The sequence below is a fragment of the Candidatus Persebacteraceae bacterium Df01 genome (assembly GCA_030386295.1).
In the GTDB taxonomy this organism is placed as follows: Bacteria; Pseudomonadota; Gammaproteobacteria; order Tethybacterales; family Persebacteraceae; genus Doriopsillibacter; species Doriopsillibacter californiensis.
In genome coordinates, this window is record JANQAO010000003.1 from 270,190 (window position 1) to 285,086 (window position 14,897).

16 protein-coding genes are annotated in these 14,897 nt (G+C 44.9%); 11 read left to right on the forward strand and 5 right to left on the reverse strand.

The annotated features are described in order from the left end of the window. Nucleotides 1-4: 4 nt before the first annotated feature. Both NQX30_06005 and NQX30_06010 read right to left on the reverse strand, forming a co-directional pair. Nucleotides 5-1,246 (reverse strand): DUF4147 domain-containing protein, encoded by a 1,242-nt coding sequence (locus NQX30_06005; GenBank protein ID MDM5147920.1) that lies wholly within the window; start codon nucleotides 1,244-1,246, stop codon nucleotides 5-7. Beyond that, the gene (locus NQX30_06010; GenBank protein ID MDM5147921.1) at nucleotides 1,247-2,248 is read right to left on the reverse strand and encodes a trypsin-like peptidase domain-containing protein; all 1,002 of its coding nucleotides are present in this window, start codon (nucleotides 2,246-2,248) and stop codon (nucleotides 1,247-1,249) included. It lies immediately after the preceding gene. A 114-nt stretch (nucleotides 2,249-2,362) separates the two neighbouring features. On the opposite strand from NQX30_06010, the gene dctP reads away from it, so the two are divergent. The 5 genes from dctP (at nucleotide 2,363) to NQX30_06035 (ending at nucleotide 7,608) form a co-directional block, all read left to right on the forward strand. Continuing rightward, a complete protein-coding gene (gene dctP / locus NQX30_06015) occupies nucleotides 2,363-3,469 on the forward strand; it encodes a TRAP transporter substrate-binding protein DctP (GenBank protein MDM5147922.1) in 1,107 nt (368 codons plus the stop codon). Nucleotides 3,470-3,535: 66 nt separating this feature from the next. Then, nucleotides 3,536-4,063, forward strand: coding sequence for a TRAP transporter small permease subunit (locus NQX30_06020; GenBank protein MDM5147923.1), 528 nt, complete (start codon nucleotides 3,536-3,538; stop codon nucleotides 4,061-4,063). A gap of 6 nt (nucleotides 4,064-4,069) precedes the next feature. Then, nucleotides 4,070-5,437, forward strand: coding sequence for a TRAP transporter large permease subunit (locus NQX30_06025; GenBank protein MDM5147924.1), 1,368 nt, complete (start codon nucleotides 4,070-4,072; stop codon nucleotides 5,435-5,437). 91 nt (nucleotides 5,438-5,528) lie between these two features. Next, nucleotides 5,529-6,344 carry an ion transporter gene (locus NQX30_06030; GenBank protein MDM5147925.1) on the forward strand — a complete coding sequence of 272 codons (816 nt, stop codon included), beginning with the start codon at nucleotides 5,529-5,531 and terminating at the stop codon, nucleotides 6,342-6,344. 31 nt (nucleotides 6,345-6,375) lie between these two features. Beyond that, the gene (locus NQX30_06035) at nucleotides 6,376-7,608 is read left to right on the forward strand and encodes a molybdopterin molybdotransferase MoeA (protein MDM5147926.1); all 1,233 of its coding nucleotides are present in this window, start codon (nucleotides 6,376-6,378) and stop codon (nucleotides 7,606-7,608) included. 20 nt (nucleotides 7,609-7,628) lie between these two features. Here NQX30_06035 and NQX30_06040 read toward each other — a convergent pair whose 3' ends face one another. Continuing rightward, nucleotides 7,629-8,900 (reverse strand): GGDEF domain-containing protein, encoded by a 1,272-nt coding sequence (locus NQX30_06040; protein MDM5147927.1) that lies wholly within the window; start codon nucleotides 8,898-8,900, stop codon nucleotides 7,629-7,631. 190 nt (nucleotides 8,901-9,090) lie between these two features. Between NQX30_06040 and NQX30_06045 the strand changes: the two genes are divergently transcribed. The 6 genes from NQX30_06045 (at nucleotide 9,091) to rraA (ending at nucleotide 13,450) form a co-directional block, all read left to right on the forward strand. Further along, nucleotides 9,091-9,705, forward strand: a complete 615-nt coding sequence (locus NQX30_06045) for a LysE family transporter (GenBank protein MDM5147928.1) — start codon at nucleotides 9,091-9,093, stop codon at nucleotides 9,703-9,705. A gap of 125 nt (nucleotides 9,706-9,830) precedes the next feature. Further along, complete coding sequence (locus NQX30_06050; GenBank protein MDM5147929.1) at nucleotides 9,831-10,589, forward strand: transporter substrate-binding domain-containing protein; 759 nt, start codon at nucleotides 9,831-9,833, stop codon at nucleotides 10,587-10,589. 39 nt (nucleotides 10,590-10,628) lie between these two features. Beyond that, on the forward strand, nucleotides 10,629-11,321 hold the full coding sequence (locus NQX30_06055; GenBank protein ID MDM5147930.1) for an ABC transporter permease subunit: 693 nt from the start codon (nucleotides 10,629-10,631) through the stop codon (nucleotides 11,319-11,321). Next, a complete protein-coding gene (locus NQX30_06060; protein ID MDM5147931.1) occupies nucleotides 11,314-12,036 on the forward strand; it encodes an ABC transporter permease subunit in 723 nt (240 codons plus the stop codon). The genes NQX30_06055 and NQX30_06060 overlap by 8 nt, the downstream gene beginning before the upstream one ends. 105 nt (nucleotides 12,037-12,141) lie before the next feature. Then, a complete protein-coding gene (locus tag NQX30_06065) occupies nucleotides 12,142-12,840 on the forward strand; it encodes a DsbA family protein (protein MDM5147932.1) in 699 nt (232 codons plus the stop codon). Nucleotides 12,841-12,958: 118 nt separating this feature from the next. Beyond that, entirely contained in the window at nucleotides 12,959-13,450 is a 492-nt protein-coding gene (rraA, locus tag NQX30_06070) for a ribonuclease E activity regulator RraA (GenBank protein ID MDM5147933.1), read from the forward strand. 112 nt (nucleotides 13,451-13,562) lie between these two features. Here the strand turns inward: rraA and NQX30_06075 are convergent, their stop codons facing one another. After that, on the reverse strand, nucleotides 13,563-14,210 hold the full coding sequence (locus NQX30_06075) for an energy-coupling factor ABC transporter ATP-binding protein (protein MDM5147934.1): 648 nt from the start codon (nucleotides 14,208-14,210) through the stop codon (nucleotides 13,563-13,565). Beyond that, nucleotides 14,207-14,896 (reverse strand): ABC transporter permease, encoded by a 690-nt coding sequence (locus NQX30_06080; GenBank protein ID MDM5147935.1) that lies wholly within the window; start codon nucleotides 14,894-14,896, stop codon nucleotides 14,207-14,209. The genes NQX30_06075 and NQX30_06080 overlap by 4 nt, the downstream gene beginning before the upstream one ends. Nucleotide 14,897: the final 1 nt, after the last annotated feature.

Genomic DNA, 14,897 nt, shown 5'->3' on the forward strand with positions numbered 1-14,897 from the left:
CTTGCTAAATTAATAAGCATACTCGATAATCATTGACGTTAACACCGGTTGGACCAGTATTAATTAGTGTGTCCAACCGAGCAAAAAAATCACCTGAATTATTATCAGCCAAATAACCTTCTGCTAACAATTTCATTTCTACTGCCCTACGCTGCTCCTGCGGACCAAACATTGCCCCCGCCGCCGTTTGCTGACCATCTATACCGTCAGTATCACAGGAGAGCACGTGGGTTGCTACATTCTCTCTCCACAACGAAAGTGCAAATTCGGTATTACGCCCACCTCTACCACCACCGATAACATTCACCGTTGCCTCACCGCCGCTGATGAGTGCTATTGGATGCGGCTCGCTTTGCACTGCAAGTAATTTTTGCTTATGTGTCATCGCTAATTCATGAGCGTCACCAGCATGTTCTCCCCAATTAATAACAGTCTGCACGCCACCGCGCCGAAGAGTTTCCGCACCTGCTGCCAGTGCTTGTTCGGCACCGGCGATAATCCGGTTTTCCACATAAATAAAATGACCAGTGGGTGTTTCCGCCGTTCCATCAGCAAACATTGTTACCAGCGTCGGCGGGCAATCAACATTGTGAGCACTCAATACCGCAAGAGCGTCAGCACAGGTAGATATATCACCAGAAAAAGGGCCGGAAGCAATATCTGCCGGTGCATCACCGACAACGTCTGAAATAATAAGCGCCAATATCGGCGCACGACACATGGCAGCCAATCTCCCTCCCAGTGCCACCGACAAATGGCGACGAACAATATTAATATCACGCACGTCGGCGCCAGCCTGCAGTAATTGGTAAATAACGTGCCTACTGTCTTTCAAGGATAAACCGTCCAACGGCGCCCCTAATAAGCTAGAACCACCACCACTGACAAGCGCCAACACAAAATCGTCCGCGCTCGCTTGCGTTATTTCATGAATGAGGCGTTGTGTTGATTGAGCGCTGGCGTTATCAGGTAATGGATGAGCGCCTCTGAGAATATCAATGCGCGCAAATTGCGGCGCTGGTGTGCCATGCGGAATAATTATCGCTCCGCTAAGAGAAACGGATGGTGAATAATGCGCCTCAACTGCTTGTGCCATACCGGCAGCGGCTTTGCCAGCACCAACAATAATTAATTTTCCTGTCGGCGGTGGCGGCAAGTGGGAGGGAATAATTATCGCCGGATTAGCTGATGAAACGGCGGCATCAAACGACCGACGCAATAACTGTAACCAATAGTCAGCAGACACTCAGTATGGCGCAGGCAAGCGTAAAAAACGCTCTTCACCAGCACGCAATACCATAATATTGCGTAGCGACAACGGCAAGACGCCTGTGTCAGACACCGCCTGCGGCACGTCGCCATTAACTTCTAGTACGATATCACCGGGTAACAATCCTAATTTTTCCGCTGGCGTACCGCTCCACACCCGCGACACTAACATAACCGGCTGGCTAGCTGGAGTGAAATCCAAAATATCCTCTTGTAACCGCTCTGACAACGGGCGCAATTCTGCGCCCAAGGGATTGTCTGCCGGTGTTTTTGATTGTGGCAGAAAATCTTGTAATGAACGTCGCACTACATTTGCCCGCACGGCAAAACCAATGCCTTGCGGCGTGGCTTCGGGATGACGAGCAAAGAGAGCACTACTGATACCGATTAGCTCCCCGCTGGCATTGATTAGAGCACCACCAGAACTACCAGGGTTGATGGCGGCGTCAGTTTGAATAAAGTCTTCCTGATTAATAAGTCCTAACTGGCTTCTTCCGACAGCGCTAATGATACCCATGGATACCGAACGGTTGAGCCCAAAAGGATTGCCAATGGCAAACACTACGTCGCCTTGCTGCAAATTGGAATCATCAGCGAATTCAATGACTGGTAATTGTTTGGCGCCCGGAGCGCGCAACAAAGCAATATCAATTTCAGGAGCTAAACCCACTACTTCTGCCATTCGTTTATCACCATTGACGTCCACTTCCACCACAGCCATGTTAGCAATGAGATGGTAATTAGTAAGTACATGCTCTGCTCCAACAATAACGCCAGCACCGACACTGGTACCGCTTGAGGGCAAATCGGCATGGTGACGACCGTAAATACCTACCACTGAAGGTAACGCTCGCGATAATTTGTCGGCATATGAAGCTACGGGAACGCGCCAAAAAGTTTGCCACACCAGCGTAGCAGCGGTCAACACTGCCACCGTTTGAGCAAATAGTAACCATAGAGATTTAGCGTTTCGCTCCATTATTCATCGCTATTGTACGCGTCAAAAAGCTTTACATGTATAATAAATTGCAACTTAAAAAGCGGAAAAATATCGCCTAATTTTGTTTATTCAATTTCTTACAGAGGAGAATCCATGCAACGCAGAAAATTTATTACCGCCGGTTTAGTAACGGGAAGTGCCGCATTGGCAGCAGCATGCGGCAAGAAAGAAGAAGAAAAAGAACAATCTCCTGCGCCGGCAGTACGCAAAAAATATTCATGGCGAATGGCGACAACATGGCCTAAAGATTTCCCAGGGTTAGGCATTGGTGCTAATAAATTAGCAAAATATATTACTGATATGTCAGATGGCGAGTTGGAAGTCACCGTATATGGTGCCGGCGAAATTGTGCCGGCTTTTGAGTCTTTTGATGCCGTCTCAAAAGGCACCGTCGAAATGGGACACGGAGCGGCATATTATTGGAAAGGCAAATCACCAGCAACGCAATTTTTTGCCGCTGTACCTTTTGGTCTCACCGCTCAAGAAATGAATGCTTGGATTTACTATGGTGGTGGCCAAGAATTGTGGGATGAGCTTTATGCTTCCTTTAATTTGAAACCTTTTTTGGCCGGTAATACCGGTGTACAAATGGGGGGCTGGTTCAACCGCGAAATTAATTCCTTGGATGATATGAAAGGTCTCAAAATGCGGATGCCTGGCCTCGGCGGAGAAGTCATTGGCGCTCTCGGTGCCACCCCGAAGGCATTGCCCGGAGGAGAGATATTTACCTCTCTACAATCAGGAGCAATTGATGCCACCGAATGGGTGGGACCGTACAATGATATGGCATTTGGTTTGTACAAAGCAGCCAAATATTATTATTACCCAGGTTGGCATGAGCCCGGCACAGCACTAGAAACTTTTGTTAACAAGCAAGCTTATGATGCACTACCGAAACACTTACAGCATGTGGTTGCAACAGCGGCGCAAGCAGCCAACATGGACATGCTAAGTGAATTCGTTGCCCGAAACGGATCTGCTTTAGATACCTTGATTTCAGAACATGGCGTGATACTCAAGCGATTTCCCGATGAAGTAATGAAAGCGCTCAAAACAACGAGCGAAGAAGTCGTGAACAGTGTTGCGGAGAAAGATACCGCAAGTCAGAAAGTCTATTCTGCTTTTACCGACTTTCGTAAAAAAGTAGCGGGCTGGACGGATTTGTCCGAAACGCCATATTCTCAAGCACGCAATTTGTAAAAAAATGCTATTTACCACACGGCACTTATTTAATGCCGTGTGGTTATTGACAGTTATACTTGTTTCATGCGTATCTTATTAAATCGCTTTGCTGGTGCTGCAGATGCTTTTAATGAATACCTTGGTCGCGCATTATCATATTTTTTGCCTGTTATGGTGACGATAACATTAGTCATTATTATTTGCGCCACCGTGTTTCGTATTGGCTGGGTATGGCTACAAGAAACAGTTACCTATATGCATGCTATATTGTTCACTCTTGCTGCTGCTTATACGTTACGGCATGATGAACATGTGCGCATGGATGTTTTTTATATTGGGTTATCAAAAAAAAATAAGGCGTGGGTTAATTTATGTGGGGTATTATTTATGTTGACACCCACTTGTATTGTCACTATCTTCTATGCAGTACCCTATGTGCGTGATTCGTGGTCGGTGTTTGAGCATTCAATGGAAGGAGATGGATTACCTGCAGTATTTTTACTCAAAACTTGCATTCCGATAATGGCCGCCCTACTGTTGCTACAAGGAGCTGCTATAGCAGCCAAAGCGTTATTGATTATTTTTCCGCCCACAATAGCAAATACGGATTAAAAACACATGGAACTGTATATTGCACTGCTATTAGCGGTGGTAGGTGTGTGCCTGTTCAGCGGTTTTCCGGTCGCTTTTGCATTGGCCGGTGGTGCACTTATGGTTGCCGGCATAGGTCATTTGTTGGGCGATTTTGACACTTCTTATTTAGGAGCAACCCCATCCCGACTGTACGGCATCATGACCAATGAAACGCTGATTGCCGTACCGTTATTTGTATTTATGGGATTGCTGCTAGAGCGCGGAAAAATTTCAGAGGGACTACTAATAGCTATGGGACGGCTATTTGGCAAAATGCGTGGTGGGTTAGCAATCTCGGTCTGCCTAGTAGGCGCTATTTTGGCAGCTTCTACCGGCATTGTTGGAGCGACGGTGGTAACTATGGGGTTGATTTCTTTGCCGGTAATGTTACGTCATCATTATCATCCGGCACTGGCTTGTGGAGTTATCACCGCCTCCGGCACCTTAGGACAGATTATTCCGCCATCTATCGTGCTGGTAATTTTAGGTGACGTCATCAGTAATGCCAATCAAAAAGCACAACTGTCTATGGGTAATTTTTCTCCAGATACTGTGTCTGTTGGAGACTTGTTTTTTGGTGCTCTACTACCTGGACTGTTTTTGGTTGTTATTTATATTGCCTATATTATCGCCATATCACTGATAAAACCAGACTGGACTCCGGCAGTGCAAAAAGAAGATCCAGCAACAACTACTACTAGCGTGTGGCAAGCACTGGTATCACCAATATTACTGATTTTTGCCGTACTCGGTTCCATCCTCGCCGGCATTGCCACGCCAACTGAGGCGGCAGCGGTCGGTGCTGGCGGTGCTATGTTACTAGCTTTTTTCAAAAAAAGCATGACGCCCGAGTTATGGCGCGACGCGATGACACAGACAACACGCATTACTTGCATGGTATTTGTCATTCTTATTGGTGCCAGCATTTTTTCTTTGGTATTTCGCGGTTTTGGCGGCGACGACGTCGTTACTGAAGCACTAAAATCATTGCCCGGCGGTGTGATAACGGCTTTTTTCACGGTTATGTTGTTGATGTTTGTTTTAGGTTTTTTTCTGGATTTTTTAGAAATTATTTTTGTGGTCGTGCCGATTGTCGCGCCAGTACTGATTCAATTGGGCATGGATCCAATCTGGCTAGGAGTGATGATTGCAGTCAATTTGCAAACATCATTTCTTACCCCACCATTTGGCTTTGCTCTGTTTTATTTACGCGGCGTAGTACCCGAAAGTGTTTCCACGGGAACAATTTATCGCGGCGCAATACCTTTTGTTGCACTACAAATTTTAGTATTATTAGCACTATGGTTTTTCCCCGCCGCTGCCACTTGGCTACCACACAAAATATATGGCTAACGCAATATATTATTTTGTCGCACAGTTGCTACCTCATTTGCAGCAACTAATAAAATAATGAATTTTCACCTCTTTATTTTTAATGAAAAAAATGTTTAGACGTTGGCGCGCCCGCACAAGGCAATTGCGTAGCAACAAATCATTTGAGTGGTTTACCATCAGCGTCATCGTTTTGTCGTCAATGAGTGTTGGCGTTAAAAGTTACGATATGGCACCACTGATAGTATCCATATTAAAAATATTGGACTGGCTGGTAACCCTGTATTTTTTAGCAGAATTGGTAGTTCGCTTTTTGGCAGCAGGCAGCTGGCGCAGCTTTTTTAGTAAAGGTTGGAATATTTTTGATTTTCTCATTGTCACCGCAAGTTTGATACCAGTGGATGAAAGTGAATACGCTTTGTTAGCGCGATTATTACGGCTATTTCGTATGATGCGTCTGATTTATTTTGTCCCTCAACTACGCTTGCTGGTTAACGCACTACTACTGGCGGTACCGCGCATGGCCTATGTGGCGCTGATGATGTTTGTTATTTTTTATATTTATGGTGCTGCTGGAAATTTATTTTTTGCCGACGTTAATGAATATTTGTGGGGCAATGTTGGGCGCTCCATGCTAACCTTATTTCGGGTTTCTACATTTGAAGACTGGACGGATGTCATGTATGAAACAATGGAAATCTATCCCCTAAGCTGGACCTACTATCTAAGTTTTATCTTTCTATCCGCTTTTGTATTTCTCAACATGATGATTGGCGTGATTATCAACGTACTGCAAGAAGAGCATGACCGTGACATCGTAAACGCCCGGGAAAAAGAGCGTTTACAATTGCTATCGCAATTGACAGAAGTAGATAAGCGCTTACAAGGAATAGAAGCAGCATTGCACAACAAAATACCACCACCATAAAAAACCGATGAATGCCGCATAATCCCACTTTATGAATCAATGGACACCAGTAGCCGAAGCGCGACGGCTCATTCTCTCGCGCATTAAACCTATTAATGGCGAATCTTGGGTGCCGTTGCGTGATGCTCTGGGGTGCGTATTATCACGCGATATTGTTGCGCCATTTAATGTTCCCGGACACGATAATTCCGCTATGGACGGCTTTGCCTGTCGCGCTGCTGATTTGTCTGCAGAAAAAGATACGGCGTTACGCGTCGTTGGCGATTCATTTGCCGGTCATCCGTGTACGCAATCGGTAGACAGTGGCCAGTGTGTCAAAATTATGACTGGTGCACAAATTCCCATTGGTGCCGATATTGTAATTCCACAGGAAGAAACACACACTGGCGATGCCGGTGAAATCATTATTGTTTCAAGCGAGCGCAAAGTCGGCACACATGTGCGCGCCGCTGGTGAAGATTTGCGCAGAGGAGATGCCGCTTTGTCTGCCGGACAACTGTGCCATCCGGCAGAAATTGGGCTAATGGCGTCGTTAGGAATAGTGGAAGTGCCGGTCAAACGTAAATTACGCGTGGCATTTTTTTCCACAGGCGATGAATTAAAATCACTCGGCGATACGCTAATTGAAGGCGAAGTATACGATTCTAATCGCCATACATTGGCGGCGATGTTACAGCAATTAGGTATAAAAGCGACAGACTTGGGCGTGGTAGCTGATGAAGCCGCAGCATTGGCGGAAACTTTGGATGCGGCGGCGGCGCACCACGACGTTATCATTACCAGCGGTGGCGCCTCGGTAGGAGAAGCCGATTTTATTCGTCCGGTACTCGCCGAGCGAGGTGAAGTATTGTTTTGGAAAGTAGCCATGCGACCTGGACGACCATTGGCGTACGGCAAAGTTGGCAATGCCGATTTTTTTGGCTTACCCGGCAACCCAGTATCGGTAATGGTATGTTTTTATCAATTTGTGCGCGCCGCTTTATGGAAACGTGCTGGGCGCATCGGTGACGGAATGTTACCAACAATACCCGCTATAACACTAGCGCCACTCAAAAAAGCGCCAGGGCGAACGGAATTCCAACGCGGCATTATGTCACCAAAACAAGACGGTAACTGGACAGTACGCTCCACTGGCGACCAAGGTTCTGGAATTTTGTCTTCCATGACTCAAGCGAATTGCTTTATTGTATTAGAAGATTCGCGCGGCGCGGTGACTACTGGTGAAACTGTGCAAATACAGCCGTTTGAAGGCCTCGTCGGCTAAACAGCTTGGCTACCAGCGATTTATATCAAGCAAACTCGGTTGCGACCGCTGTTTTTTGCTTGATACAACGCCTTATCAGCATTGTCTAAGGTCATATTAATACCCCCTTTTTCATTGCCAATCTGAGAAACGCCGATACTGATAGTTAAATTTAACGTTAAGTCACCACTAACATAAGGGGAATTTTCTATGTTAGCGCGAATCTTTTCAGCAATCGTTACCGCGCCGCTGGCTACGGTATTTTGCAATAACACAATGAATTCCTCACCACCGAAACGAGCACAAATATCTGATTCACGCACAGTGCCCGCTATTATTGACGACACGTGCCGCAACACCTCATCGCCCACCAAGTGACCATGGATATCATTAACTGACTTAAAGTAATCCAAATCAGTCATCAGCAAACAAATTTGTTGCTTATTTCGTTTCGCAGTTTGAAGGGATTGTTCCGCTGCCTGAAAAAAATAACGGCGGTTATACAACCCAGTAAGTGCATCCTGAAAACTCATAATTTCCAAATCACGATAATTTTCATCCATATAGTCTTTCATGGAATAAAACTGACGAGCTAAAAAACCAATTTCATCTTTGTAAAACACTCGTTTTTCAAGCTTTTCTCCTCGCCACATGGTCTCAATCGTCTGTGTCAAATAAGAAATAGGTCGCAATATTTTTTTGTGCATGGTAATAAGTATGAGCACCGTAATAGTAATAAATACGACAAGCGCTACAATAATATAAAAATTCAACTTGTCCAGCATCATTTGTAAGGAGGTGTTTTTTGATTGATATCGATTTTCTATAGAAGTTGTCAACGCACTTAATTGTCGCGCAATGCTATCCTGAGCTTGATAATAATCACCAGTAAAGAGCTGAACAACTGCCGGCGACAGCGAAGTTGGCACCATATCAAACACTGTTGTTTCAATTTCTACTAACTGCTTAGCTAAATTAGCGCTGTTATTTAACCACGCTTGCTCACTATCGCTGAATGAAAAACTTTCAAATAGCTGGAAAAATAACTCATCAGTGACCAAAGCGCGATAATCATCCAGATACTGCTGCTTACCAGTTACCGCATACTGTCGTGCTAGACGGGTGCGAGAGATAATTTGCTGTTGAGCTTTATTTATTTTTCCTGTGACCTGCTGATACTCACGGCAATTCTCTACCCACTGATTGTAAAAGTGATTGCTCGCGTACAAAAAGCCACCAACGACCACCAATTGAAGCAAAACAAAGAGGCCGATAATGGAAAAGAAAACACGGATATTTATATTCCACACCATAGAAATATTCTACACCAAGGCAACAACCACCCAATAAAATGGGGACTTTCTAAGATAGCATTAAAATTCGTTATTTATGTATGACTCATCAAAAATTGTTCGTAATGCCGCGATAATCCACATTAGCTCAATGTAATATATGGTGTTGTGGCAGAATCGCTGAGTTATTTTTTAATTTATAGAATCATTTATGTTCATTGCTTTTTTACAAGGAATTGCGCTTAATGCTGGCCTTATCATCGCTATTGGTGCGCAAAATGCCTATGTCATCGCACAAGGAATGGAACGTCGCCATCCGTTTGCCGTCGCTTTCGTTTGTTCCTGCTGTGACGCACTGCTTATCGGTTGCGGATTGTTGCTCGCTGACGCTGCCGACACTGTTGGTAAAAATGTTTTGGCATCATTAACCCTAGCGGGAGTACTTTTCTTATTGTGGTTCGGTCTGCGGTCTGCATATGCGGCGCTGTCCGGTCAAATAACACAGACCAGTAGCTACAGCTCCCAGTCATTACGTCGAGCAATCGTTACCTCACTGGCTTTAAGTTTGCTCAATCCGCACGCCATATTAGATATGACAATTATTTTTGGCGGTGCTGCCGCAACACTACCAGCTGATAACCGGTTGCCTTTTGCCGTCGGTGGCATGATTCTGTCTTTTGCTTGGTTTTTTACGCTAGCCTATGGCTCAGCACGATTGTCGCCATTACTGACGCGGCCGATAGCACAACGGGTTTTAAACGCAATTGTCGCTACCATAATGCTTACAACAGCATTGCTGTTGATAACTCGGCTTCTTAATGACTGAGCGTAAAGAGTACTGCTGATTATTACCCTTATACAATTTTTGTAGACATGATTTTCTAATTGCTGAAAAAGTAGATTGCTCTCTTTTGTTATAATCAATCCTAATTTTCTAAATAGGAGAGTCCCATGAAAAATCCCATTGTCGCCATATTAACGGCGTTTTTTATTTTGTTGTCACCAACGGCAACGGCAGCCGATTTGCGTATTGGTGTGGAGGGTGCCTATCCGCCCTTTTCTGCTGTAGACGAAAAAGGTGAGCTTGTGGGTTTTGATATTGACATTGCCAAGGCACTGTGCTTTGAAATGCGCATGTCTTGTGATCTAGTACAACAAGATTGGGATGGCATTATCCCTGCTTTAGAAGCGAAAAAATATGATGCCATTATTGCATCAATGTCTGATACTGAAGAACGACGTGAAAAAGTTGATTTTACCGAGCACTATTACAAAGATGGCGCCAAATTTGTACGAAAAAAAGGTAGCAACGTTAAAGTATCGTATAAAGGATTGGCCGATAAAACTGTAGGCGTTCAGCGTGGTACGGTGACCGACAGCTTTATCACTGAAGAGTTTGAAGGTGCCGTTATTAAGCGCTATGACACACTTGAAAACGCACATCTAGATCTCACACAAGGACGGCTAGACCTAGTTTTGGCAGACCAATTCGTCCAGCAAGACTGGGTAAACAAAAATTCTGATGAATACGAAACCACTGGCGCAACCTACACCAACAGTGAATATTTTGGCAACATCTCCATCGCCGTACGCAAGGGAGAAGATGAATTACGTGAAAAAATCAATGCCGCCATTAAAGCAATTAGAGAGAATGGTGCTTATAAAGAAATTAACGACAAGTATTTTTCATTTGATATTTACGGACGTTAATATCCAGTACCACCTGCGTTAAATTCGCGTTTCATAGCCATGCAACCGTTGCTGGGCTATGAAGCGCGTTTTGTTGCCGGTTTTTTTATCACCTTAGGCGTTGCCGCGATAGCGCTTTTACTTGCTGTACTCTTGGGACTAGCCGGAGCCGCAGCAAAACTATCCGCCGGAAAAGTGACACAGAGAGTAGCTGGCACATACACCACTGTCGTTCGCGGCATTCCCGAATTACTTTTTATTTTAGTGGTGTACTACGATTTGCAACGATTGATTAATTTTGCTTATGCGCAGCTGGGAAACGATGGCGGATTTATCATTCCACCATTTTGGGCTGGTGCTTTGGGTATTGGTATTTTCTATGGCGCCTACATGACTGAAACTTTTCGCGGCGCCATGCTGGCAGTGCCACGCGGTCAACGAGAAGCTGCTTTATCGTTAGGATTACCTCCCCAGCTGCTTTTTTGGCGAATCATTTTTCCGCAAATGTTGCGCCACGCCTTGCCTGGCATTCGCAACAACTGGCTGGTGCTACTCAAAGCAACAGCGTTAGTATCAGTTATCGGTCTTTCCGACGATATGATGGCAGTAGCCAACCAGGCCAAAGCCAAAACGCGAGAACCTTTTTTATTTTATTTTGCCGCTTCTATCGGTTATTTACTGCTCACCGCCGCTTCGGGTACGATATTTAATTTTTTAGAAAAACGTGCTCGGCGAGGGCTTGACGATGCTTGATTCTTTTACTCTCATTTTACAGAAGTATGGCACACTCTATCTTACCGGACTTTCAATGACCGTGCAGTTGACGGTGCTATCGTTACTAATTGGCTTCTTCATAGCATGGCCGCTGGCATTGATGTTGATGGCACGGCAGCGTCCTCACATATACTGGCCAGCACGCAGCTTTGTTTACTATATGACCGGAACTCCAATGTTGACACAGTTGTTTTTGGTGTACTTTGGCTTAGGGCAGTTTGAGATGGTGCGCGAAAGCGTTTTGTGGCCAGTGTTACGTGAGCCCTACTGGTGTGCCCTCATCGCTTTTTCACTTAATACTGCAGCGTATTCCGCTGAAATTTTTCGTGGTGCAATGGCTAATACGGCAACGGGAGAAATTGATGCAGCACGTGCATTTGGCATGGATGGATTGCGTTTATGGTGGCGCATTTTAGCGCCATCGGCATTTCGTCGCGCACTGCCAGCATATGGCAATGAATTAATTTTTCTTATGCACAGCACGTCTTTGGCGAGCATTATCACGTTGTTAGATTTGACCGGCGCGGCGCGGGAATCCGCGCGTGGCACTTTTGCATTCAGTGAATCTTATTTCATCGCTATCGCGCTATATATGATGTTGACCGGATCCATCGTACTCGCAGTGCGTTTTGCTGAACAGCGGCTACTTGCTCACCTTGGTGATTCTAAAAAATACAAAACAGCAACAAGGTAAAAGATAAAATATTTTTATTTGCTAAAAAAATTAACACACCAATTGCAACACCAGCTTTCTAATTTCACGTGATATAAGCCCGCACGACGGCAGTATAATGCTTTTATGAAACACCTTATAGTTATACCTACTTTCATATTGGCAATCGCGCTGACTGCCGACACATTTGTCGCAAATGCTGATGACGAACTATCTCTGAGGCAAGAACGGGCATTTCAAGAACTGTTTGATGCTTTTGCCGATGGCGCGGGCAGTGAATCTTTGTTGCATTTGCGCTATGCCTTTGATGAAAAATTAATAACCACCGTTATCAATAGTTTATCCATTCACGACAATACACCAATGCTCGGCAAAACAGGACCGTTACTAGTGGAATTTTCTGACTATCAATGTGGCTATTGCAAACGCATGTACTCGACATTGCAAGAAAAAATAGAAGCAGGGCGAGCACGGGTGCTTGTACTAGAATTCCCGATATTGGGTGAGCTCTCTGACACAGCGGCACGTTACGCTTTAGCCGCACAGAAGCAACAAAAATATGTCGCTTTTCACGATGCACTCATGCGCCAACACGGAGCAATTACAACGAATAATTTGAATAAGGTAGCAACAGCGGTTGGTTTGGACTTAACACAACTGCAGGCAGATATAAGCAGTGAAGAGATAGATCAGGAATTGAAAAAAAATTATCGCCTAGCGCTATTGCTAAACATACGAGCAACACCTTCTTTTGTAATTAATAACACCATTGTCCGCGGTGCTTTGCAACAAGAAGAATTACAACGGCTATTAGAAGGGCAATGACAACCCAACGTTATTGCTGATAGTTAACAGCATGCCAGCCGCAAATTAGCAGGACTGTCGCCACTAACGACAAATGAACAATCGGCGGTGATTTCTAGGAAAGAATAAGGAGAAAGCAATGACAAATTTCAATACCCCTGATTTGTGTGATGCAATTGAGAGCGCTGGCGATATACCGCAAGCAACAGTGGCATTTTCAGATTTTGGCGGCGTTTCGAATTTTTATGGTGCGATTGCCACAGTACTATGCTTTGAAGACAATGGTAAAGTGCGCACGATGTTGGAAACACAAGGCAATGGACGAGTACTGGTAGTAGATGGCGGTGCATCTAGGCATTGCGCATTGGTAGGCGGTAATTTAGCAGAATTAGCAAAAAAAAATGGATGGATGGGAATTATTGTTAATGGTTGTGTGCGCGACACGGAAGAGTTAGCGGCAACCGCTGTGGGCGTTAAAGCCTTAGCGGCCATGCCGAGGCGAAGTCAAAAACGTGGTAGTGGCGAAACCGATGTAACCGTACAATTTGACGGGTTAACATTTGTGCCTGGGCATTACGTCTATGCCGATGAGGATGGCATTGTTGTTTGTGAAAAACATCAATCTTTATAAAAAGCGCTCGCCGTAAATTATAAAAATATGAAAAGACATTAAAAATTTTATAAGTAGGTTTCTTCGTACAAAATAATTTTAACTTCAAAATAAACCTATTATTATAATTTAATCAAGAATTATGTGACCTTGATAACACATCACTGTCTTGCAGTTCCCACGTTTCTGTAAAAGGAAAATTACCAATATCATCATGTGCCGCGACGATAACGGTAGCACCTTGTTGCAACATATTTGTAATTAAAGCTTGAGTGAACGTTACGCTATCAGAATCCATATAGGCGGTCGGTTCGTCTAATAAATATAATTTTGCCTGTGCCGCCCATATTCGCGCCATAGCCAAGCGTTGTTGCATCCCTCCTGATAATTCCTGCGCTGACGCACCAGCAACATCAACCAATTCCGATTTTTTCAGTGCTGCTTCCACGACGGTTGCCGACTCACCAGCGTAACGAGCAGCGAAACTTATGTTATCGCGAACGCTACCAATAAACATGTACGGCGTTTGATGCAGGTATGCTACGCTGCGGATGCCATGCTGAGACGGTTTTTGAGAAAGTCCGTTAAATTTCCATGTCATGACCGAATCTGGTCGCAATAAACCGGCAATAATTTTAAGTAACGTTGTTTTGCCACTGCCATTAGCACCGCGCAATAACACACAAGTACCACGGTGTGCTGCTATTGTTTTTACTGATAAAATTTTCCGCCCGTTATATGATTTTTTCAATCCACGGATAGACAGCAGTGCTTCGCTCATTTGCCACCACCTTGCACAACTGCCAGCAAAGCGCTTGTGCCGAGTGCCAATATTATCAATACCAACCCCAACGCAATACCTTCGGCAAAAGCACCTTTACCCGTTTCTAGTGCGATAGCAGTGGTAATGTTACGGGTATGGTGGGCAATGTTACCGCCAACCATCAAAGCGCAACCAACTTCAGAAATTATGCGACCAAATCCTGCAAGCAATGCCGCCACTAAACCAAATCGGGCTTCACGCAAATCAATTAAAGCTGCTTGAAACCGCCCTGCTCCCAACGTAAATGCTGTTTCGCGAGCACGTGGGTCGTTTTTTTGCAACGCTGATAAGGCAAAGACAGCCAATACCGGAAAAGCGATAAGCATCTGCCCTACCGCCATCGCTTCGGGCGTGAATAACAATTGCCATGCGCCCAACGGTCCTTGACGAGAAAATAACATATACAGAAGCAAACCAATCACCACCGTTGGAAAAGATAGAAATCCCTGCAATAACGCAATGCAAAGGCGGCGTCCGATAAAATTGCTGACGGCGAGCACGTATGCTAGTAACAGCGCAAGCGGTGAGGCCGCCAAAAGCGCCAATACAGACACCCGCAACGATGTGAAAATAATCTCCCACAAAGCATCATCGCCGATAAACAGTAACGATAGCGCGTCGGCAGTGGCGTCAGCAATACTCAAT